The organism is Serratia sp. H402Y (genome assembly GCF_051172415.1).
Lineage (GTDB): Bacteria > Pseudomonadota > Gammaproteobacteria > Enterobacterales > Enterobacteriaceae > Serratia > Serratia ureilytica.
Genome location: NZ_JBPIYZ010000001.1, coordinates 2,516,244 through 2,537,598, shown reverse-complemented (window position 1 = coordinate 2,537,598; position 21,355 = coordinate 2,516,244). Strand labels below are relative to the sequence as shown.

The 21,355-nt window shown below is 59.6% G+C and carries 16 protein-coding genes and 1 tRNA gene; 10 read left to right on the top strand and 7 right to left on the bottom strand.

The genetic code is table 11. From position 1 onward, the window contains the following. Positions 1 to 177: 177 nt before the first annotated feature. The 5 genes from ACSBQS_RS12290 to ACSBQS_RS12270 form a co-directional block, all read right to left on the bottom strand. Complete coding sequence (locus tag ACSBQS_RS12290; protein ID WP_197665988.1) at positions 178 to 1,593, bottom strand: C25 family cysteine peptidase; 1,416 nt, start codon at positions 1,591 to 1,593, stop codon at positions 178 to 180. Further along, positions 1,590 to 2,912, bottom strand: a complete 1,323-nt coding sequence (locus ACSBQS_RS12285) for a hypothetical protein (protein WP_116286346.1) — start codon at positions 2,910 to 2,912, stop codon at positions 1,590 to 1,592. Before ACSBQS_RS12285 ends, ACSBQS_RS12290 begins: the two co-directional genes overlap by 4 nt. A gap of 16 nt (positions 2,913 to 2,928) precedes the next feature. Beyond that, a complete protein-coding gene (locus ACSBQS_RS12280) occupies positions 2,929 to 6,651 on the bottom strand; it encodes an nSTAND1 domain-containing NTPase (RefSeq protein ID WP_434990635.1) in 3,723 nt (1,240 codons plus the stop codon). Further along, a complete protein-coding gene (locus tag ACSBQS_RS12275) occupies positions 6,648 to 8,711 on the bottom strand; it encodes a CHAT domain-containing protein (RefSeq protein WP_197749459.1) in 2,064 nt (687 codons plus the stop codon). Before ACSBQS_RS12275 ends, ACSBQS_RS12280 begins: the two co-directional genes overlap by 4 nt. A gap of 358 nt (positions 8,712 to 9,069) precedes the next feature. Then, a tRNA-Asn gene (locus ACSBQS_RS12270) sits at positions 9,070 to 9,145 on the bottom strand. Between the two features lie 456 nt (positions 9,146 to 9,601). Between ACSBQS_RS12270 and ACSBQS_RS12265 the strand changes: the two genes are divergently transcribed. From ACSBQS_RS12265 to ACSBQS_RS12245, 5 genes are all read left to right on the top strand, one after another. Next, complete coding sequence (locus tag ACSBQS_RS12265) at positions 9,602 to 10,720, top strand: branched-chain amino acid ABC transporter substrate-binding protein (protein WP_016927040.1); 1,119 nt, start codon at positions 9,602 to 9,604, stop codon at positions 10,718 to 10,720. Between the two features lie 124 nt (positions 10,721 to 10,844). After that, positions 10,845 to 11,759: an ABC transporter permease subunit gene (locus tag ACSBQS_RS12260; RefSeq protein ID WP_033643752.1), complete on the top strand. Its 915-nt coding sequence runs from the start codon at positions 10,845 to 10,847 to the stop codon at positions 11,757 to 11,759. Positions 11,760 to 11,769: 10 nt separating this feature from the next. Continuing rightward, positions 11,770 to 13,056: a high-affinity branched-chain amino acid ABC transporter permease LivM gene (gene livM, locus ACSBQS_RS12255; RefSeq protein ID WP_042785016.1), complete on the top strand. Its 1,287-nt coding sequence runs from the start codon at positions 11,770 to 11,772 to the stop codon at positions 13,054 to 13,056. Continuing rightward, the gene (locus ACSBQS_RS12250; RefSeq protein WP_033643750.1) at positions 13,053 to 13,928 is read left to right on the top strand and encodes an ABC transporter ATP-binding protein; all 876 of its coding nucleotides are present in this window, start codon (positions 13,053 to 13,055) and stop codon (positions 13,926 to 13,928) included. Before livM ends, ACSBQS_RS12250 begins: the two co-directional genes overlap by 4 nt. After that, entirely contained in the window at positions 13,925 to 14,641 is a 717-nt protein-coding gene (locus ACSBQS_RS12245) for an ABC transporter ATP-binding protein (protein ID WP_033651872.1), read from the top strand. The genes ACSBQS_RS12250 and ACSBQS_RS12245 overlap by 4 nt, the downstream gene beginning before the upstream one ends. 29 nt (positions 14,642 to 14,670) lie before the next feature. Here the strand turns inward: ACSBQS_RS12245 and ACSBQS_RS12240 are convergent, their stop codons facing one another. Next, on the bottom strand, positions 14,671 to 15,090 hold the full coding sequence (locus tag ACSBQS_RS12240) for a winged helix-turn-helix transcriptional regulator (protein ID WP_033651871.1): 420 nt from the start codon (positions 15,088 to 15,090) through the stop codon (positions 14,671 to 14,673). Positions 15,091 to 15,176: 86 nt separating this feature from the next. Between ACSBQS_RS12240 and ACSBQS_RS12235 the strand changes: the two genes are divergently transcribed. Continuing rightward, positions 15,177 to 16,109 carry an aromatic alcohol reductase gene (locus tag ACSBQS_RS12235; RefSeq protein WP_103100968.1) on the top strand — a complete coding sequence of 311 codons (933 nt, stop codon included), beginning with the start codon at positions 15,177 to 15,179 and terminating at the stop codon, positions 16,107 to 16,109. A 17-nt stretch (positions 16,110 to 16,126) separates the two neighbouring features. Here ACSBQS_RS12235 and ACSBQS_RS12230 read toward each other — a convergent pair whose 3' ends face one another. Then, the gene (locus ACSBQS_RS12230; RefSeq protein ID WP_028127723.1) at positions 16,127 to 16,813 is read right to left on the bottom strand and encodes an aspartyl/asparaginyl beta-hydroxylase domain-containing protein; all 687 of its coding nucleotides are present in this window, start codon (positions 16,811 to 16,813) and stop codon (positions 16,127 to 16,129) included. Between the two features lie 260 nt (positions 16,814 to 17,073). Here ACSBQS_RS12230 and ACSBQS_RS12225 point away from each other — a divergent pair, with 260 nt between their 5' ends. The 4 genes from ACSBQS_RS12225 to ACSBQS_RS12210 all read left to right on the top strand — a co-directional run bounded on the left by ACSBQS_RS12225 (position 17,074) and on the right by ACSBQS_RS12210 (position 21,293). Beyond that, positions 17,074 to 18,264: a sugar transporter gene (locus ACSBQS_RS12225; RefSeq protein ID WP_042785012.1), complete on the top strand. Its 1,191-nt coding sequence runs from the start codon at positions 17,074 to 17,076 to the stop codon at positions 18,262 to 18,264. Between the two features lie 160 nt (positions 18,265 to 18,424). Continuing rightward, positions 18,425 to 19,255 (top strand): alpha/beta fold hydrolase, encoded by an 831-nt coding sequence (locus tag ACSBQS_RS12220; RefSeq protein ID WP_033651868.1) that lies wholly within the window; start codon positions 18,425 to 18,427, stop codon positions 19,253 to 19,255. Between the two features lie 9 nt (positions 19,256 to 19,264). Continuing rightward, on the top strand, positions 19,265 to 19,690 hold the full coding sequence (locus tag ACSBQS_RS12215; RefSeq protein WP_434990629.1) for a DoxX family protein: 426 nt from the start codon (positions 19,265 to 19,267) through the stop codon (positions 19,688 to 19,690). Then, positions 19,683 to 21,293 (top strand): MFS transporter, encoded by a 1,611-nt coding sequence (locus ACSBQS_RS12210; protein WP_434990628.1) that lies wholly within the window; start codon positions 19,683 to 19,685, stop codon positions 21,291 to 21,293. Before ACSBQS_RS12215 ends, ACSBQS_RS12210 begins: the two co-directional genes overlap by 8 nt. Positions 21,294 to 21,355: the final 62 nt, after the last annotated feature.

Sequence of the window (21,355 nt, the reverse complement as noted above, 5' to 3'; positions counted from 1 at the left end):
GTTAACAAGTTTGTCGCTCATCGCCCGCTGCGCAGAACGCCGAAAACGTTATGCGCTTTTTGTGACAGGGTTCATAAAGGGGCGGCGGGGAGAGAAGGTAGTGATCAGGCAGTAACGGTTTCTGGGCCAGAGGGTTGTCCCGGCTGGGGATGGTGATATTTACCCGCTCACATCATCCTACTCTGGCTTCAACCTAACCGCGGGATCGCCCAATACGACATAATTACGGATATCATCGCGCGCGATTTGCAATGCCAGCAAGTCAGCGGCGGGGACGGTTTGTCCATTCAGTTTGTTATTCAGTTTTTCCAACAGCCTGGTGCTTAGCACCCCCCACTGCCCGTTGAAAGCGTCGGTGGCCATACCGACGCGTTGGCCGGCAAGCAAGCGATGGATGACGTCACGAAATCGTTGGGGCTGCGCCATACCGATTTCAGAAACGAAGCTGGATGCCCACACCCGATCAATATGTCCCAGAGAAGCCAGAATGCCTCCCTGGGGAAGTGTCATGAGCTTTTGCGGCAGGCGGGCCGTCATCGCATGTGGTGCAATGCGGACGCGATCCGCTTTAGAGTGAAAGTTATCGAACGCCGGCGTACCGGCGCCATAGCAGGCAAAAAACAAATGGATCATGCCATGAACGTTGGCATGCTCTGGAATATCTTGTGCGGCAAACCAGTGTTCATGGGTAATATCGCCATAAGCGGGCCAATCCTGACACACCAATGCCCCTTGATGGTCCGCCAGTCGAGGGTCATCGGCCTGAAAGGCCATGCCGTGCGTGCCCGTGATCAGCAGCGAAGGCGGGTTATGTGGGGCACTGAGCAGGTGACTCAGGCAGGCTTTGGTCGCTTGCTCGCTTAATGAACTGTTTAACGCAAAGCGATACTTTTCACCCAACGGCCCGAGTGAACCTGTGCCAGCGCCAAAGGGGGTGGCGACATGCTTGATGAACAGCTGGGTGGCGCGATCGAAATCATGGCGGGTAGCGAACAGTTCAATACGCCGAGCTGTTTTGCGAGAGGCATCTGTTTCATGGGCCACGATGCTGTCTGCATAGGCGGTAAATTCTTCAAGTGTGGGGAAATCCAATCGCCCAACCCCGGCGACGAGATCCAGCGCATATTGAAATTCAAACGGAATGGCCTCTGGCGAACCGATCAGGACAAGATAATAAGGCATGCCGAGATCGGGATTAATCATATCTAATGAGGAACCATGACGATTAAGCCAGCCGCTGGCGCTTTCGCCCTGTCGGTAACCGTCCGGACCGGCGAAGATGCGGAATGTGCCGGCGGCCTGCTGCCGTCGCAATTCAACCAGAGGGGCCAGTGCGGCCAAATGAGGTGCCGAGTCCATATTCGCGGCGAAGAGGAGCCCCCAACCACTTTCGGACAGTTGGTCGGCATCGAAACCGAATTGCAAACCCAAATGCGCTCTGTCGGGAAATGCCGCGCCGACGGTTTGTCCGAGCAGTGATTCAGCTGCAGACTGATGCTGCTCGTGCTGATCCATGCCCCCGGTTTCCAATGGCAACCCCGTGTCAGCGTGAATGCCGAAAGCCAGTAGCGGCATCTGTTCTTCGTCAATCATGATGCGTTCGCCGTTTTGAGCGCCGCTTGCCAGAGCAGATGGGCCACTTCGGGGCCGGCAATATCGCTGTGCGAGCCGGAGATGCCGTTGCCATGGCAAATAAAATTGCTGCTGTTCACGTTATAAATGTGAGCCGGAACGAAGGCATAGGTGCCGGCGGCTGGCAATAGGGTAATATTGTGAGCGGTGGGTATGCCACAAATGCCCAACGCGCCAATTGCGGCATAGAGCGGAGGAAACATGTAGGCGACCTGGCCAGCCACCCCTGCAGCCCAGGGATAAAGTTTGCCGACGGCCATGTCGCTGTCCGAGCGCGTAGCCACTAAAGGCCCGCTGATTTTCTTTTCCATCAGGATGTTATTGAAGAATCCTGCCGTTTCATGTGATGTAGGGAGTGATGAGGTAAAGGACCAGATAGACATGGCGCCTTGGACCAATACGCAAGAGTTTATCGGGAATGGCAACGGCGTAGCGCCAGCAGGGCCCGCAATGGCCGCGCTGGCGACTATGCAACCGAAACTGTGTCCCATCAGATGGATGCGTACGGCGGGTGAGGCTTGCTGCATAGCGCGCAGCAGAGGATGCAGCCCTCTTTCGCCGACGTCTTTGGCTCTTTTCTTCATCGTCCAAAAAGTTAATTGCCGCAGAGGCGCAAGTAACGGGTTGTCGCCGACATCATTACCGAAGGCCACATTATTGACGGCTTCAGCCACGGTTTGATCGGGATCGAAAGGCAGACGATCGGCGGAGCCTTCACCCGGTGCGCCGTTGGCACCCAAATCCAGTGCGGCATTGAGCTCTAAATAGGCCGCACGCAAGGTGTCGGATAACGTCATTGACGCGGAGTCTGTGCGTACTTCATCAAAGATTTTATACAGCGCCGCCCGAACTTCCGGTGTGCCGCCGAGCGCCTCGATATGGAAGTCGATCCTTTCTCTCAATGTCTGAGTGTTAGCAGGGGAGAAACTGGTGTCTGAGGCCTCTTTTTCATCCCCCCATGCCAGACTGGGCCAGTGAAAGCCAATGTGCATTTCTTGAAACGAGGGGATTTGTTGCTGCATATGCCGACGATCTTCATCCAGCGAGGCAAAAGCGCCGATCCAACTGTCAAATTGAGCGAAGGCTTTGGCCTTATCCTGATGCCAGCCGTGGCAGCGAATGAACACGTCGGTAATGCCATTGTCCACCAGGGATGACAGCATCAACTCGCTCAGTTTGCCGTTAGGTGCATCGGGATCGTTATCTAGTTCCGCGCCGTTTTTATCGGTGACAATCATGAAATAGTTTGTATCCGTTGTCGGGATCGTGCGGTATGGCATACAACCTCCTAAAAAGTCATTTCGATGGATTGTCGGGACACGGGTCATTAATGGACGCATAGTGGAAGTATTTGTCGATGTCTCCAGGCTGGAATGTCGGGCGGTTCGCCCATTTACAAGCCTGTTTTATCCAGCTTTTCATGCGCAGATCCCAAATGGCTGTGCCGGCGCTTGATGAAGAAACCAGCCATTCTCCATCCTGAGAAAGGGCGAGGGCGGTGATTGGCGTCGTGTGGAAGTCTTGTGCGATGTGCATGGCTGAACCTGCGATGAACACGGACAACTGCCCCTTGTTGTCAGCCATGGCGACGGTGTTGCCATCACCCGCGACGGCCAATAGATGGGGGATAAAAAATGAATCATTTTTCTTCTGTGTGAACGACCAGTCCTCCCCGTTCATCGTTGCGGAATATATCTTGCCCGAGAAGTCGCCCAGCAGCATCGTTTGGCCTGAAGAATCGAACGCCAGTGTTTCGATCGGCGCACGCATATTGCTGGATTCAGAACGTTCGCTCGCAACCTGAATGACGCGGGTTTTGACTATCTCAAGTTCTTCACGTGACTGAGCGTTGAATCGCCATGAGACGATTTCATTCTTGTCATTTATGGTCATGATTTCGTCGCTGTTGGGTTTGAACCAGGGCAATGGAAAGTAGACGTTGCGCTGAGTTTTAATTTCTTTGCAGGTGAATCCATGGGGGGCTGACGCGGTGAGGCGATACAGTTTATTGGCGAGCTCTCGCCCGTTCTTGCCGACGAGGGTAACCGCCAGCAGGGTGCCGGCATCATTGACGCGAATGGCGGCGATGCGGCGGCCTGGCGGTTGCAGCAGGCACGCCAGCGGCTCGCCTTGGGAAGGTGAAATCAGCACATTGCGAAACACCTCAACGCCTTGCTGTTGCGCAGCAAAGAGCGTCGTGGCTGAGGGGGACCACGCGAGAGCGACGACGTTCGATACCGGCAACTGCCGAATGACCGATGGTTGGCCGGTATTGGCATCCAACCGATATTGCGTCAGCCCTGTCGCCTGTACGGTGAATAGCTGACGGTTTGCTTTACTGTCGACAAACAGCGCGGGAGCTTGAGGACTAAGCAAAAATTGCCCTAAAGGATGTCTGTCAACGCGCAAATTGACTTTGAGTATGTCGCCGGCTTCACTGGTGACATAGGCGGTTTGCTCATCAGGCTCGGTCGCGACGCTGACCAACTGCCGCGGAAATTGCAAAAGGGTGCGGTTGGTGGGAGCGGCGGCATTATTGGCCGAAAACAGCCACAGCTTGAGGCTCCCATCCCAGCTTAATGACAAGAGGTCGCCATTTTTCAGATACTTGAGTTGCGCGACGGTTTGCTGATGAGCGTTGATAATCGTTGGCCAGTAAAAGAACGACGATTTTGGCAAGGGGGCGTCGGCTCGCGGCGAAACATCCTTTTCGACGTTATTCTTGGTCGGAGAAAGGCGTGAAGTGTCCCAGATATAAATGTAGCCATCCCTGCTGCCGGCTGCGATAAATCGTCCATCGGGGCTGATGTCGATACTGTAAAAAGTTTTGCTGTACTCGGTCTCTGGCGCGATGGCCGCCAATGGGATGGACTGTTGCGGTTTACCTTGGCTAAACGTCTGCCATTTGACTGCCCTGCTTGTGGCGATGGCGACGTTATCCAGAGCATTTTGGGGGGCGACGGCGGTGGCCATCACGGAGTTGGTTTTCTTATCGAATTGTTGTGACAATAATTCAAATTCGGCTCCGGATATTTTCCACACGGCCAGCGTACCGTCTTGATATCCGGCATAAAGCCTGTCGCCAGCTGCCGTGATGGCACGCACCTTGTTGCTTACATGCTTAGTGTTGTCACTATCGGGCAGATGTAGCGGGCCTCCCACGGTTTTTCTTGTCGCCAGACCCCAGATACGGATCGTCCCATCGCCATCTCCAGTCGCCAATAGTTTAGGTGTGACTAATGTTAAGGTGTTAATTCCCGAGGGATGCACCTGTTGCACCTCTTCGGGGGGGATGAATTCGCTGTTCGCACCGCAGGTTTTTATCGAGAAACGGTCACGGCCGATCTTGGCGCTAATGCATTCGTTCTCGCGGATTCGTACTACTGTGGTTTTGCCATCGCCGAGAGTATCAATGCGCTCAAGTTGTCTATAGCGGCCGAGATAGTCGCCGAGCAACATTTGAAAATTGAACGTCAACAGATTGTTTGAGTTGGCTGGTAACCGTAACTGCGCGCCGGCCGCGGTGGCTAAGGCTTCCAAACCTGGGTTGGGGTGATCGTTGAGAATGGAAAGAATACCGGTTTGAATGGCGAGATAATTCAACGCGAGCTTGGTTTTCTGTTGTTCATCGGCGCTTTTGTCAACAAAGAAACCAATAATTATCGCCAAAACGGCGATGACTAAACCCGAAGCGCAAAAAAGCTGCCGTGTCCTGCGGCGATACGACGCATACGCCGCGAGGAATCGCGCCTCGACTTTTGAATCAGGAGCATCGCTTTCCGCCGGCCTCATTTTTCGTTGGGTACGGTATGGCAGGGCGCGAAAGTAATCTGGTTTTTCGCCGTCCATATGCCATATCCGCGCCTGTTTTTGCCATTCTTTCAGATTGTTGTTGCGCCACTCTTCTATGCTGCGGCGTACGGGGCCGGCTAAACGATCGTGCGCCAATTCATACCACATGTCGTCTTCACGGCTTTGACGACGGATGAGATGGTGCTCCTCGAGCTTTTGAATTTCTTTAAGTGATGGCCCGTCCGTGCTTTGCGGGCTGAAAATCACGGCTGAGCGGCGCCCACTTAACGTCAGCAGATACCGGTCTATCCAATCTCCCAACGTTCTGAATCGATGGGGATCTTGCGCCGCCAGATTGAGCGTCTTGGTGCAGTAATCCAGTAAGGCATTGTCCGGGTTATATCCCGCCACGTCGGCGACGCGAACCTCACAGACCTGCCGCTCGGTTTGGCTTAAGGTGTTCCACAGATCCGTACAGATAACCTGCAGCTGTACCGGTTCCACGGTCTTACTCGGGCGTGCGCCTTCCGGCGCTTTAATCAATTCGCTGACCAGCAACTGCGCCGCATCTGTTCCGTCTTGCACTGGAAAAGCGACGCCCATGGCTTCTGCCGGCCCCTTGATGGCGGCGACGGCTTGCTCGACCGACAACAGGTTTAAACGGTAGGTGTTGTTAAGGCGGGTGGGAATATCATCTCGGAAATCATCAAGCCAGGAGAAGTATTCTTCTCGCATGCTGATGAGGAGCCAGATGGTTTTTTCGTCGTTTGACAGCAGTTCTTTCAACTGCTGGAAAAAGACTTTTTGTTGCTCGTAGGGGACATTACCGGTTAACACTTCCTCAAATTGATCGAGCACCAACAGAAGACGCTTCGGCGGATCAGATTCAGGCAGAGTGATACGGTTGAAGTAGGTAAGAAGCGTATCATTGGGACGAATCGAGCCAAAACTATCTTGGTCCAGGCGCTGCAAGAGGGAGGTGACCGGATCGGTATCATCGGCCTGCGCGATGCGCTGCACGGGTAAAACATGGAACAGCGTTGTCAGTGTGGATAAAAGGCCGTTCTTTGCCATCAAAAGCGAGGTTTTACCCGCTCCGGAAGGGGAGTACAGCACGATTATCCGATCCGAGATTAAGCGCCATTGCAGTTGCTTAATGTCCGCGTCGCGACCGAAGAGTGTTTGTTCGGCGCTAAAAGGGCTGGGGCCTACGTAAGGAGCCTTCATGAGTCCTCCTGCGTACGGGCATTTAATTCCGCCATAAAGGTGGTAACGTCTCCCCAGTACAGACGCCATTGGGCCTTCGTCTGCAGGTATTTTTCGATATAGCGGCGTGCGCTGCCGGGATCAAGAATGCTGTTTGGATCAATTTGTACAGAGAAATGTTCGATATTTTTGCGCAGGTCATGGCCTTCCAACAGTAAAAGGCTGCGAAACAGTACCCGAAACTCCCAGGATTCAGCCTGCAGGCCGACAAACAGCAGCGCGCTGCTGTTCAGCCTGGCGCGCACGTAAAGGGGAATGGCGTCTTGGGCGGAAGAGACTTTGGTCAGGTAGTCAAAAAAATGATCTTCGGTTAACACCAGCGATTTTGGCGTGGATAAATCCCCGAAGAGCTTGAACACGATCGGATGGGTCGCAGTGCCTTCGTCCGCCGGGCTGGCGGGGGCTCGGCTGACATAATTGGCATCGCAAATTTCAGCGTGTATATTCCACCTCAGCAGGCGGACTGTCGGCGTCGCGCCCTGTTCTTTGAGGGCATCGACCAGTAGATCGCTGGGATCGGTGGTGATGTAAACCGGGAGTTTATAGCCGGCCAAGATCCGCAGCGGATCAAGAGGGGTACGGGCGCGGATTTTTTGCCCCACCACTGAAACCAGTTCTCCTAGTGATGTGTAGATCTCCATTTGATCTAAACCTTTTAGCCGGTCCGGCACATCGTCAGGATATTTCTCAAGAATTCGCTCATAGACGTACTTGTAAAATTCCTGACGGGGGTATTTGTCTTGCCGCATCACGGCAAGATATTGTGCAATCTGCGGCAGACCCGCCACGTCGTGCCCACCTAACGGATAGTGGTAGATTTCCCCCCATTCACGTGCCAGTTCACGCCGCGAGCCGAACAGCGCTTCGTTCATGCTCGGGCCGAGGATAGGAGTGCTGTCTTGGCTGGTAATATTGTCGACGATCAGAGCCCAGGGATCCTTATTTTCGTCGGAAACACCGAATCCGGGTGGATACCAAATACGTGCATTATTCAACCGGGTAAAAACGACCGGGATCCACCAGTCCGGTGAGTCCATGATTTTTGCCCGCGCACTGGCGGTAGCGCGATCGACTTCGCCATGCTCCGCCAGCTGTCTGAAAAACTCCGGGATAAATTGCGTTGCCGCAGACATCGAAAGCTTGCCCTGCATCGCCAATACCGCCGGCACGCCCTCTTTGGCTAACAGGGGGCCCAGAGCGACCAGCGCGTCGCGTGCGGGATTGCCGGCACCGGCGCTTTGGCAGGAGCATAGGACGACCAAGCTGGGAATTCTCTCCAGCGCGCCCAAACGCGCGGCGAAATCTTCGCCGGTGACGCTGGCGGCATTCCCGGTCTCATCCTCCAACCACAACACGGCGCCTTGCTGCCCGACAATGCCGTGACACATGAGATAGAGAATGTCGGCTCCCTCTTCTATGCCTTCGATAATCGCCTGGAGCGTCGCGCTTCCGCGCCGCGTGAGCGTGGTTAACGGAACATGACGCAGCGCATTTTCAGCGAGCTCCTGCTCATGAGGAACGTTGATGGGCGGGAAGGTTTCCGACAGGTCCTGAGGATTGGCGATGGCTAATAGTGCCTTAATGCCTTGTTTAGGGCGCAACATTGGGAGGCGGTAAGTTCGGGCCGCCAGATAGCGCGAAAAAACGCACTGATTGCTGCGTAAGAGATGTGTGGCCGTATCGGTGGGATCAACCATCGTTTCCCAAGGGAGGCTGTGTAATATGGATGCATTTGAATCGATAAGCAGGCGTATTTTTAGCGGGCTTTGTTGATGGTCGGAAAATGCCCGTGCGGACGTGAATGCATCACGCAGTGCGGGCTGCATAAACAGTGATTCCGATAATAACCGGCCCATTCTTTGCGGGTTGCGGGAGTAAAATGTCGGATCGTGGATGTTTAATGCCAACGGGATGAAAGGGGTAATATTTTCGCTTTCGTCAAAGCGCTGGCGAAAACTGGCTTGAAATTCATCGAGTGAATTCCGCTGAAACACGATCTCAAGTTCCGCATAGCCTTTCATGAACGTACCCCCGACAGTAGCGTTGTCGACAGCATTGACGACCAAAACGAGAGAGGGAGGCGGGAGTCTACCCAGCGTATTTCAGCACGTAGTTATTTAGATAACTGATTTTTTTATTTAATATTTTGCTGAGACACTGGGTGTTCAGAGCGTCGCCGACCAGTTCGTGACGGTATAATATACATCTAGCTTGAATAAGGATTTCTGTCCAATATGGCGCGGTGTTGATGAGGAGCGCTTCGCTACTGAAATAAAATAAGGGCGAAAATTAATAGATAAATAACGATAGGATGAGTTGGATCGTGCCACGCAACGCAAAAAGCCCGCTTAAGTTTCCTTAAGCGGGCTTCTCTAAATATGGCTCCTCTGACTGGACTCGAACCAGTGACATACGGATTAACAGTCCGCCGTTCTACCGACTGAACTACAGAGGAATCGTTGGAACGGGGCGAATAATAGCGGGGCATCCGGGGTTTGTCAAAGCGCTAAACTGCAAAAAAAGCGCGTTTGCTGAGGGAATGAGCACCTTGCGCTGTTTTTCGGCATTTTCCATCGCTATGCGTTGATTTTTGCATCCCAAATCGTTTTGACGCCGCTTGCACACGCCTTTGCACGGCGATGGTGCAGGGCCGTTCTCCCACCCATACTTCCACTCGCGCTAACCGTATTGGCCAGACCCTGGTTAACGCCGCCACACGCCGCGCCGTAACTGATATGTAGGATGAATAAGCAAACAATATGTATTCGTCGTCACAATGGCTGGATTTTTGCTTACCCATTTTTGGGGAATGCGACTGCGCTCTCAAGAAAATTATTTTCCCCGTCTACACATAAAGTGACTGATCCGCGCCCCAGGGCGTTTCGCTACAACAGTGCTGAGGAAGATAACAATGTCATCGAAATTGATAAAAAGTCCGCTCGCTGCTTTGCTCATCGGTTGTTTAGGTACGGCGTTTTCCGCGCAGGCCGATATCGTCATCGGCGTCGCCGGGCCGTTCTCCGGGCCGAACGCCACCTATGGCGATCAGTATTGGCGCGGGGCTTCGCAGGCGGCGGCGGACATCAACGCCGCCGGCGGGATCAAAGGGGAAAAAATCAAACTGGTGCAGGGGGATGACGCCTGCGAACCGAAACAGGCGGTCGCGGTTGCTAACCGGCTGGTGGATCAGGACAAGGTGTCGGCGGTGGTCGGCCACTTCTGTTCCTCATCCACCATGCCCGCCTCCGAGGTGTATGACGAGGCCGGCATCATCGCCATTACCCCCGGCTCCACCAACCCGCAGATCACCGAGCGCGGCATGAAGACCATGTTCCGCATGTGCGGGCGCGACGATCAGCAGGGGGTGATCGCCACCAACTACATGCTGGATACCCTGAAGGCCAAACGCATCGCGGTGATCCACGATAAAGACACCTACGGCCAGGGGCTGGCGGACGCCGCCAAGGCGGCGATGAACAAGCGCGGGGTTAAAGAGGTGCTGTATGAGGGGCTGTCGCGCGGCGAGAAAGACTTCAACGCCCTGGTGACCAAGATCGCTTCGGTCAAGCCGGACGTGGTCTACTTCGGCGGCTGCCATCCCGAAGCCGGGCCGCTGGTGCGCCAGATGCGCGAGCAGGGCGTGACCGCCAAGTTCTTCTCCGGCGACTGCGTGGTGACCGAAGAGCTGGTGACCGCCGCCGGCGGGCCGCAGTACACCAACGGCGTGCTGATGACCTTCGGCAACGATCCGCGCCAGATCGCGGAAGGCAAGGCGGTGATCGCCAAGTTCCGCGCCAGCGGCTTTGAGCCGGAAGGGTACACCCTTTACTCCTACGCTTCGATCCAGGCGATCGCCGCCGCCTTCAACGCCACCGGCGGCAAAGACAGCGCCAAGGCCGCCGAATGGCTGAAGTCGCACGATGTTGACACCGTGATGGGTAAAAAAGCCTGGGATCAGAAGGGCGATCTGAAGGTCTCGGATTACGTGGTCTATCAATGGGATGACAAGGGCAAATATCACCAACTGTAAACGGCCGAACATTGAGGGTGTGACCCTATGACCGACGGGCCGCCGCCTTGGCGCGCCCGTTCCGCGACTACCTTTGGGCCGCGTCGGACTGCGTTGGCGGCCTTACCAGGCGAGACTGCTCATTATGGATGTATTCTTTCTGCAACAGCTGATCAACGGCCTGACCCTCGGCGCGGTGTATGGCCTGATCGCCATCGGCTACACCATGGTTTACGGCATCATCGGCATGATCAACTTCGCCCACGGCGAGGTGTACATGATCTCCGCCTACCTGTGCGCCATCGGTCTGGCGCTGCTGTCGTTCTTCGGGCTGCAATCGTTCCCGCTGCTGATCCTCGGCACGCTGGTATTCACCATCGTCATCACCGGGGTGTACGGCTGGGTGATCGAGCGTATCGCCTACAGGCCGCTGCGCAACTCCACCCGCCTGGCGCCGCTGATCTCCGCCATCGGCATGTCGTTAATCCTGCAAAACTATGCGCAGATCAGCCAAGGGCCGCGTCAGCAGGGCATCCCGACGCTGCTGAGCGGCGTGTTCCGCCTGGAATTCGACGGCGGCGTGGTGCAGATCACCTACACCAAGGTGTTCATTCTGGTGGCGTCGCTGCTCGGCATGGCGATCCTCACCTACATCATTCAGCGCACCCGGCTGGGGCGCATCTGCCGCGCCACCCAGCAGGATCGCAAAATGGCCTCGATTCTCGGCATCAATACCGATCGGGTGATCTCGCTGGTGTTCGTGATCGGCGCCGCCATGGCCGGGCTGGCCGGGGTGCTGATCACCATGAACTACGGCACCTTCGATTTTTACGTCGGCTTTATCATCGGCATCAAGGCCTTCACCGCCGCGGTGTTGGGCGGCATCGGCTCGCTGCCGGGCGCGATGCTGGGCGGGCTGCTGCTCGGCGTGGCGGAGGCGCAGTTCGCCGGCATGGTGAATTCGGATTACAAGGACGTGTTCTCCTTCGGGTTGCTGGTGGCGATCCTGATCTTCCGCCCGCAGGGCCTGCTCGGCCGGCCGCTGGTCGCCAAGGTTTAAGGAGAACGCCATGTCGCAATCCGCAATCAACGGCGGGCTGAACGTCAAACGCAGCCTGCTGGATGCCGTTTTGGCCGGGCTGATCGCCCTGATCGTGTTCGGGCCGATCGTCGGCATCGTGCTGAACGGCTACAGCTTTAACTTCGAGCCGCACCGGCTGGTGTGGATCATCGTCGCGGTGATGGCTGGGCGGCTGCTGCTGAGCCTGTTCCTGCAAACCGCGCCGGGCCGCAAGGTGCTGGCGCGCTTCGACGGCGGCAACGACGGCGTGTACGTGCGTCCGCTGGGCTATAAATCCAATCTGCGCTGGTTCCTGCCGCTGATGGCGGCGATCGCGCTGCTGTTCCCGTTCGTCGCCACCAAATACCTGCTGACGGTGGCGATCCTCGGCCTGATCTACGTGCTGCTCGGACTGGGGCTGAACATTGTGGTCGGGTTGGCGGGGCTGCTCGATCTGGGGTACGTGGCGTTTTACGCCATCGGCGCCTACGGGCTGGCGTTGGGCTACCAGTATCTCGGGCTCGGTTTTTGGGCGATGCTGCCGCTCGGGGCGCTGATGGCGGCGTTGGCAGGCGCGCTGCTGGGCTTTCCGGTGCTGCGCATGCACGGCGACTATCTCGCCATCGTCACGCTCGGGTTCGGCGAGATCATCCGGCTGGTGCTGAACAACTGGATGTCGCTCACCGGCGGGCCGAACGGCATTTCGGTGCCGGCGCCGACGGTGTTCGGCCTGGAGTTCGGCCGGCGCGCTAAAGACGGCGGGGTGCCGATCCACGAGTTTCTCGGCATCGATTACAATCCCAACCTCAAGTTCATCTTCATCTACGCGATGCTGTTTTTGGTGGTGCTGCTGGTGCTGTACATCAAGCACCGGCTGACGCGCATGCCGATCGGCCGCGCCTGGGAGGCGCTGCGCGAGGACGAGATCGCCTGCCGCTCCCTCGGGCTGAACCACGTGCTGGTGAAGCTGTCGGCGTTTATGCTGGGCGCTTCCACCGCCGGGCTGGCGGGGGTGTTTTTCGCCACTTATCAGGGGTTCGTCAACCCGACCTCGTTCACCTTCTTCGAGTCGGCCCTGATCCTGGCGATCGTGGTGCTGGGCGGCATGGGCTCCACCCTCGGCGTGGTGCTGGCGGCCTTTGTGCTGACGGTGGCGCCGGAGCTGCTGCGCAGCTTCGCTGAATACCGGGTGCTGCTGTTTGGCGTGCTGATGGTGGCGATGATGATCTGGCGGCCGCGCGGGCTGGTGCGCATCAGCCGCGCCAGCTTTGCGGAACGCAAGGGGGTGGCGCCATGAGCGACGCCATTTTGCGGGTGGAACACCTGATGATGCGCTTTGGCGGCATCAAGGCGCTGAACGACGTCAATCTGGAGGTGGAGCGCGGTTCCATCACCGCCCTGATCGGCCCCAACGGCGCCGGCAAAACCACGGTGTTCAACTGCCTGACCGGTTTCTATCGCGCCACCGGCGGCGCGATCCTGCTCAATACCCACAAGCGGCCGACCGATGTGATCCAGGTGCTGGGGCAGAAGTTCCGCGCCGGCGACTGGATACGCCCGAAGCGGCTCGGTTCACGCCTCTATTACAAGATGTTCGGCGGCACCCACCTGGTCAACCGCGCCGGGCTGGCGCGCACCTTCCAGAATATCCGCCTGTTCCGCGAAATGTCGGTGGTGGAAAACCTGCTGGTGGCGCAGCATATGCAGAGCAACCGCAATCTGATCGCCGGGGTGCTGAATACGCCGGGCTACCGCCGGGCGGAAAGCGCCGCGCTCGATCACGCCTTCTACTGGCTGGAGGTGGTGGATCTGGCGGACTGCGCCAACCGGCTGGCGGGGGAGATGTCCTACGGCCAGCAGCGGCGGCTGGAGATCGCGCGCGCCATGTGCACCGCGCCGGAGATGATCTGCCTCGACGAACCGGCCGCCGGGCTGAACCCGGTGGAGACGGCCGCGCTGAGCCGCATCATCCGCTTCCTGCGCCAGCATCACGGCATCACGGTGCTGCTGATCGAGCATGACATGGGCATGGTAATGGAGATCTCCGATCGGGTGATCGTGCTCGATCACGGCGATGTGATCGCCCGCGGCACGCCGCAGGAGATTCAGCACAACGAGGCGGTGATCGCCGCTTACCTGGGCGCGGACGAAGAGGAGCTGGCGGGATGAGCGAAGCGATGTTGGAATTTCGCGAGGTCGATGTGTTTTACGGGCCGATCCAGGCGCTGCGCCAGGTGTCGCTGCAGGTGAACGCCGGGGAGACGGTGGCGCTGATCGGCGCCAACGGCGCGGGCAAGTCCACGCTGTTGATGTCGATCTTCGGTCAGCCGCGCATCGCCGGCGGGCAGATCCTGTTTCGCGGCGAGGACATCAGCCGCCGCTCCACGCACTTTGTTGCCAGCAGCGGCATCGCGCAGGCGCCGGAGGGGCGGCGCATCTTTCCGGACATGAGCGTGGAGGAGAACCTGCTGATGGGCACCATCACCGTCGGCAATCGCTACCTGGAAGAGGATTTGCCGCGCATGTTCGAGCTGTTTCCGCGCCTGAAAGAGCGGCGCAACCAGCGGGCGATGACCATGTCCGGCGGCGAACAGCAGATGCTGGCGATCGCCCGCGCGCTGATGAGCCGGCCGAAGCTGTTGCTGCTGGACGAGCCGAGCCTGGGGCTGGCGCCGATCGTGGTGCGGCAGATCTTCGGGGTGCTGCGCGAACTGACCCGCAGCGGCATGACGCTGTTTCTGGTGGAGCAGAACGCCAACCATGCGCTGAAACTGTCCGATCGCGGCTATGTGATGGTCAACGGCCAGATCCGCCTCACCGGCAGCGGGGAAGAACTGTTGAACGATCCGCAGGTGAGAAAGGCGTATCTGGGCGGCGGCTGACAGCCGCCTGCGGGCAGGGAAGCCCGCGTTCATTTTTCGGCGTCGCGCTCTTGGCCATCGTACTGCGAGCGGGCTGCCCTGAAGGCGTCGGCGGAGGAGATAATCCACGACCAGAGCGGCAGCATGTTGAGCAGCATTTCTTCCCCCGCCTCGGTGATGGTGTAAACCACGCGGGGCAGTTTTTCCTGATAATCGCAGCGCGATATCAACCCATCCCGCTCGAGATGGCGCAGCGTCCGCGTCAGCATTCTCTGCGTCACGCCCGCTAATTGGCGGCCTAGTTCGCCGTGGCGCAGCGGCCCGTGGGTGCCCAGGAGATGCAATACGCCCAGCGACCAACGGTTGCCCGCATGCGCGAGGATCTCGCGCTTCAATCCTTCATCGTCGTTGCTCAATGCTTCACAGAACGCTTGCGAAAATTGCAGCAGCGCTTCCCGATCGCTCGTCATATTCCTCCCCGGTATCACGCGTGTACCTAATTGAACCCGTTTTTGTCAGCTGTCAGGATGATGCAGTGTCAAGACAGGAGGCAAGCATGAAATCCACAAATCCATCCATCAATACCGTGCTCATACTCGGCGCCGGCGAACTGGGGCTGCCGGTACTGCGAGCGATGAGCCGGCAGGCTCGGTTATCTCCATCTTTAAAAATCAGCGTACTGCTCCGGCCGGAGGCCGCCCGCGCCGTGAGCGGCCCGCTCCGGGTGCGGCGGGATGAGCTGGCGCGGCTCGGGATCGCCGTGGTGGAAGGCGATCTGCAGCAAAGCGGGGTGGATGCGCTGAGCGTGCTGCTGCGTGGCTTTGATGCGGTAATCAACTGCAGCGGCTTCGTTGGCGGGGCGGGCACGCAGATAAAGATCACCCAGGCCGTTTTGCAGGCCGGCGTGGCGCGCTACTTCCCGTGGCAGTTCGGCGTGGACTACGATGTCGTCGGTAAAGGCAGCGGGCAGCCGGTGTGGGATGAACAGCTCGAGGTGCGTCACCTGCTGCGCGCGCAGAGCGCAACGGAGTGGGTGATTGTTTCCACGGGCATTTTCACCAGCTACCTGTTTGACTCGGGTTTTGGCGTGGTGGATGCGGAACGCAAAACCGTGCGCGCGCTGGGCGATTGGCAGTATGCGGTGACGCTGACCACTCCCGAGGACATTGGCCGGCTGACGGCCGCGATTTTTTTCCATCGGCCCGCGTTTCGCAACCAGGTGGTCTATATCGCCGGGGACACGCTGACCTACCGTGAGCTTGCCGATCTTATGCAGGCGCACTGGGGCGTGGAGGTCAACAGAGTCCTGTTGGACAAAGAGAGGCTGCAGGCGGAGGTGCGGAATCATCCGCATGACGTCGGCGCGAAATACCGGCTGGCTTTCGCCCGACCCGACGGCGTGGCCTGGGATAAGGCGAACACCTTCAATGTGCGCCAGGGCATGGCCGTCACTACCGCCGGCCAGTGGCTGGCTTCTCAGGGCGGTTAATCGCCTGTGCGCCGCAGTCAAAACTGGCGCTGCATCCAGCGCACGTTCAGCCGCACCAGCGCGATGATGGCGCTGGAGAGCAGCCGCAGCCCGCCGGGCATGTCGCGGCGGCGAATATCCAGCAGCAGCACGGTGCGCACCTGCGGGCTGTCGTTCCATACCTCGTGCTCGAAGGTATCGTCCCACAGCATGAACTCCCCCTCGTGCAGCCGGTATTCGCGGCCGTCCACCTTCAGCACCGCCGCCGGCGCGCCGTCGGCGCGTTTGGGCATGTCCAGCACCAGATAGCCGCGCAGAATGCCGCGGAACGGGCCGCGATGGGGCGGCACCTGTTTGCCGGGCGCCAGGAAGGAGAGCGACGCGGACAGCACGTCCGGCGAGGAGGCGATCAGCGCCGCCAGCGTCGGACAGCGTGCCAGGTTGCGGGGGATGGGCTGGCCATAGGCCTTCATGATGAACATGCGCCAGTCGCGCGCGTCGTTGGCGGAGATGGACGCCTGCTGGCTCATGATCTCGTGGAAGCGCGGGATATTGTGCAGATCGTGGGCGACCGTCAGCGCCTCTTCGCGGATCTGCCGCCATTGGGCGGTAAAGCGTTCGGCGTCGGGGAAGAGGGCCGCGCTGTCAAGCACCGGCTGGCCCTGGATGCGGCGATCGTAAACATTGCGCAGGGCAAGTACGGACCAATCATAAATCGCGGACATCATAATGACCTCGCCTCAGGAAACGCCAAAGGGACACTGCGCGGGTCTTCGGCGCGGCGCGTGGACGGCCGGGGAAGCGCGGCAGGAAAAATTGGTACGCTTCAATAGATTAGCACAGCATTTTGGCAACCGTGCGTCGGTGAGCGTGTCGATGGGCGGTGAAAAAAACCACACAATTAAAATGTGACGCGTATCGCATTTAGTGGGCCGGTTGGTTAAAATATCGCGACTTGCCCGCACCTGTCCGGATTTTTTTTACCATGGAACACGCTCCCGTTTCCCGCTCAACCGCCTGGTTGCGCGTGGTCATCCTCGCCGTCTCGGCCTTTATATTCAACACCACCGAGTTTATTCCGGTCGGTCTGCTGAGCGATATCGCCGCCAGCTTTTCGATGCAAACCGAACAGGTCGGCTTGATCATTACCATTTACGCCTGGATCGTCGCCGCCGCCTCGCTGGCGTGCATGCTGCTGACCAGCAAAATCGAGCGCCGCAAACTGTTGATCGGCGTGTTCATGCTGTTTATCGCCAGCCACATACTGACCGCCGTGGCCTGGAACTTTACCACGCTGGTTATCTCGCGCGCCGGCGTGGCGCTGGCGCACTCGGTGTTCTGGTCGATCACCGCCTCGCTGGCGATCCGCGTGGCGCCGCCGGGCAAGAAAGCCCAGGCGCTGAGCCTGCTGGCGGGCGGCACCGCGCTGGCGATGGTGCTCGGGTTGCCGCTCGGGCGGGTGGTCGGGCAGTTGCTCGGCTGGCGCATGACCTTTATCGGCATCGCAGTGTGCGCCACCCTGGCGCTGGTGCTGCTGTGGCGCCTGTTGCCGGTGCTGAAAAGCGAGCACTCCGGTTCGCTGGCCAGCGTGCCGCTGCTGTTCAAGCGCCCGGCGCTGGTGGCGCTTTACATGCTGACCATCATTGTGGTGACGGCGCACTTCACCGCCTACAGCTACATCGAGCCGTTTATCCAGACCGTGGCCGGGCTGTCGGAGAACTTCACCACGCTGATGCTGCTGCTGTTCGGCGCCGCCGGCATCGTCGGCAGCCTGCTGTTCAGCCGCTACAGCGAGCGTTTTCCTTCCGGCTTCTTTATCGGCGCCATTACGCTGCTGGCCCTGAGCCTGCTGCTGCTGTTGCCGGCCGCCGGCAGCGAAAGCCATCTGACGGTGCTGTGCATCTTCTGGGGCATGGCGATCATGGCGATCGGCCTGTCGATGCAGGCCAGGGTCTTGAGCCTGGCGCCGGACGCCACCGACGTGGCGATGGCGATCTTCTCCGGCCTGTACAACTTCGGCATCGGCAGCGGCGCGCTGCTGGGCAACCAGGTGAGCCTGCATCTGGGCATGGGCAACATCGGCTTCGTCGCCGCGCCGCTGGCGCTGATCGCCCTCGGCTGGTGCTTGCTTAGCGCCTACCGCAGCGAACGGCTGCAGCACCACCACAGCCGTTAAGCGGCCTCGTTTCCCTGTCTTCCTGAGCCGGCGGCTGCGCCGGCCTCTTCAGCAAAAAAACTCGCGATCATGCGAAAATTATTCCGTTATCACTGCCTTTGCGCCTGCCGTACTGTTAACCCGTCCAAAATCCAATTCGATACCGAGCGGGGAACACGTCATGAGCACTCTTACCGCGCCCGATGGCGCACGCATTTTCTATAAGGATTGGGGCCGCGGCCAGCCGATCCTGTTCTCGCACGGTTGGCCGCTGTCCGCCGATGCCTGGGACAACCAGATGCTGTTTTTCGGCCAGAGCGGGTTCCGCGTGATCGCCCACGATCGCCGCGGCCACGGCCGTTCTGATCAAACCTGGCACGGCAACGACATCAACCAATACGCCGACGATCTGGCCCTGCTGATCGAAACGCTGGATCTGCGCGATCTGATCCTGGTCGGCCATTCCACCGGCGGCGGCGAAGTGGCGCGCTACATCGGCCGTCACGGCAGCGATCGGGTGGCGAAGGTGGTGCTGGTCGGCGCCGTGCCGCCGCTGATGCTGCAGACGCCGGTCAACCCAGAGGGCACGCCGATGGCGGCGTTCGACGGCATTCGCAGCGGCGTGGCGGGCAACCGCTCGCAGTTCTTCAAAGAGCTGGCGGTGCCGTTCTACGGCTTCCAGTGCGACGAGGTGGAGAGCAACGCGGGGCTGATCGACAGCTTCTGGCTGATGGGCATGCAGGGCGGCGTGAAAGGGCAGTACGACTGCGTGCGCGCGTTCTCCGAAGTGGATTACACCGCCGATCTGCTGGCGATCGACAAGCCGACACTGCTGGTGCACGGCGACGCCGATCAGATCGTGCCGATCGGCGCCTCGGCGCTGAAAGCCGCTAAGCTTATGCAACAGGCGGAGCTGAATGTTTACGCCGGCGGCTCTCACGGTTTGGCGCAGGCCGATCCCGATCGCTTCAACGCCGATCTGCTGGCCTTCATCCAGAATTCGCCGTTTTAAGGGGGCGCGATGAACCTGACTGTTATCGCCGCCCGCTGCGTGCAGCGGCTGCACGCGCCTGCGGTGCGCTGGGTGCTGCTGCTCGCGATCTGCGCCGCCTATATTCAGGGCGGGCTGGTCAAGGCGCTGAACGTTGAGGGCGCCATCGCCGAGATGGCCCACTTCGGCCTGCAGCCGGCGGCGCTGTTCGCCGTGCTGGTGACGCTGCTGGAACTGGCGGCGTCGGCGCTGATCCTGAGCGGTTTTTATCGCTGGCTCGGCGCGTTGGCGCTGGCCGGTTTTACCCTGATGGCGACGCTGATGGCCAATCCGTTCTGGCAGTTCGACGGGGCGGAGCGCGGCCAGATGATGAACGGATTTTTTGAACACCTCGGGCTGGCCGGCGCGCTGTTGCTGGTGGCATTTAACGATTTGAAGGAGCGAACGGATGGCTGAACAGACGGAAAACAAGGCGGCGGCGGGCGGCTTCGCGCCGCTGAAAATTCCATTATTTGCGGTGCTGTGGGGCGCCACGGTGCTCGGCAACGTCGGCAGTTTCATGCGCGACGTCGCCAGCTCGTGGCTGATCACCGACCTGTCGAGCAACCCTTCGGCGGTGGCGTTGATGCAAACCGCCGCCACGCTGCCGGTGTTCCTGCTGGCCATCCCGGCCGGGGTGCTGTCGGACATTCTCGATCGGCGACGCTTTTTGATCTTCGTGCAAATTCTGCTGGCCTGCGTCAGCGGCAGCCTGCTGGTGCTGTCGCAGACCGGTTCGCTGACGGTGGAATACCTGCTGGCGCTGACCTTCGTCGGCGGCATCGGCGCGGCGCTGATGGGGCCGACCTGGCAGGCGATCGTGCCGGAGCTGGTGCCGCGCGGCGAGCTGAAAAACGCCGTGGCGCTGAACTCGCTGGGCATCAACATCGCCCGCTCCATCGGCCCGGCGGCCGGCGGTTTGCTGCTGGCCAGCTTCGGCGCCGGCGCGGCCTACGGCGCGGACGTGATGAGCTATGTGCTGGTGATCGCGGCGCTGCTGTGGTGGAAGCGGCCGAAGGTTGAGGACAGCGGCCTGTCGGAACACTTCTTCGGCGCCTTCCGCGCCGGGCTGCGCTATGCCCGTTCCAGCCGCGAGCTGCACGTGGTGCTGCTGCGGGCGGCGGTGTTCTTCGCCTTCTCCAGCTCGGTCTGGGCGCTGCTGCCGCTGGTGGCGCGCCGCATGCTGGGCGGCAGCGCCGGTTTCTACGGCGTTCTGCTGGGAGCGGTAGGCGCCGGGGCGATCCTTGGGGCTATTGTGCTGCCGCGTCTGCGCCAGCGGCTGAACGCCGACGGGCTGGTGTTGCTGGCGGCGGTGCTGACGGCGGCGGTAATGGCGGCCCTGTCGCTGGCGCCGCCGCAGTGGTTGGCGGTGGTGCTGCTGTTGGTGCTGGGCGCCGGCTGGATCATTGCGCTGACCACGCTCAACGGCGCGGCGCAGGGCGTGCTGCCTAACTGGGTGCGCGGCCGCGGCCTGGCCATCTATCTGATGGTGTTCAACGGCGCGATGGCGGCGGGCAGCCTGTTGTGGGGGCTGGTGGCGCAGGAGCTGGGCGTGGCCGCCACGCTGCTGGTCGGCGGCGTCGGCCTGTTGGCGGCGGGGCTGCTGTTCCACCGCCTGCGTCTGCCGACCGGCGAGGCCGATCTGCAGCCGTCGAACCATTGGCCGGAGCCGTTGGTTAACACGCCGGTCGAGAACGATCGCGGCCCGGTGATGATTCAGGTGGAGTACCGCATTCGCGAGCAGGATCGGCCGCAGTTCTTGCGTACGCTGCTGATGCTGGAGCGGGCGCGTCGCCGCGATGGCGCTTACGCCTGGGGCATCACCGAGCACACCGGCGATCCTGAATGCATCATGGAGTGGTTCCTGGTGGAGTCCTGGGCGGAGCACCTGCGGCAGCACCAGCGGGTGTCGCACGCCGACGCCGACCTGCAGCAGGAAGCGCTGCGCTTCCATATCGGCCCGGAGAAACCGGTGGTGCATCACTTCTTGTCGCTGGACAGGCGGCAGGTGAAGCATTAACTGCACGGCCTGGCGGTGAGAAGGTGCTATGCTTTTGGTCGGTTCGGCGGCGCGGCCGCCGT

Coding starts and splice junctions, on each gene's coding strand:
- livM (WP_042785016.1), top strand. CDS start 11,770: ATGTCGCAATCCGCAATCAACGGCGGGCTGAACGTCAAACGCAGCCTG.
- ACSBQS_RS12235 (WP_103100968.1), top strand. CDS start 15,177: ATGAAATCCACAAATCCATCCATCAATACCGTGCTCATACTCGGCGCC.
- ACSBQS_RS12220 (WP_033651868.1), top strand. CDS start 18,425: ATGAGCACTCTTACCGCGCCCGATGGCGCACGCATTTTCTATAAGGAT.
- ACSBQS_RS12250 (WP_033643750.1), top strand. CDS start 13,053: ATGAGCGACGCCATTTTGCGGGTGGAACACCTGATGATGCGCTTTGGC.
- ACSBQS_RS12260 (WP_033643752.1), top strand. CDS start 10,845: ATGGATGTATTCTTTCTGCAACAGCTGATCAACGGCCTGACCCTCGGC.
- ACSBQS_RS12230 (WP_028127723.1), bottom strand. CDS start 16,813: ATGTCCGCGATTTATGATTGGTCCGTACTTGCCCTGCGCAATGTTTAC.
- ACSBQS_RS12245 (WP_033651872.1), top strand. CDS start 13,925: ATGAGCGAAGCGATGTTGGAATTTCGCGAGGTCGATGTGTTTTACGGG.
- ACSBQS_RS12265 (WP_016927040.1), top strand. CDS start 9,602: ATGTCATCGAAATTGATAAAAAGTCCGCTCGCTGCTTTGCTCATCGGT.
- ACSBQS_RS12215 (WP_434990629.1), top strand. CDS start 19,265: ATGAACCTGACTGTTATCGCCGCCCGCTGCGTGCAGCGGCTGCACGCG.
- ACSBQS_RS12240 (WP_033651871.1), bottom strand. CDS start 15,090: ATGACGAGCGATCGGGAAGCGCTGCTGCAATTTTCGCAAGCGTTCTGT.
- ACSBQS_RS12280 (WP_434990635.1), bottom strand. CDS start 6,651: ATGAAGGCTCCTTACGTAGGCCCCAGCCCTTTTAGCGCCGAACAAACA.
- ACSBQS_RS12290 (WP_197665988.1), bottom strand. CDS start 1,593: ATGATTGACGAAGAACAGATGCCGCTACTGGCTTTCGGCATTCACGCT.
- ACSBQS_RS12225 (WP_042785012.1), top strand. CDS start 17,074: ATGGAACACGCTCCCGTTTCCCGCTCAACCGCCTGGTTGCGCGTGGTC.
- ACSBQS_RS12210 (WP_434990628.1), top strand. CDS start 19,683: ATGGCTGAACAGACGGAAAACAAGGCGGCGGCGGGCGGCTTCGCGCCG.
- ACSBQS_RS12275 (WP_197749459.1), bottom strand. CDS start 8,711: ATGAAAGGCTATGCGGAACTTGAGATCGTGTTTCAGCGGAATTCACTC.
- ACSBQS_RS12285 (WP_116286346.1), bottom strand. CDS start 2,912: ATGCCATACCGCACGATCCCGACAACGGATACAAACTATTTCATGATT.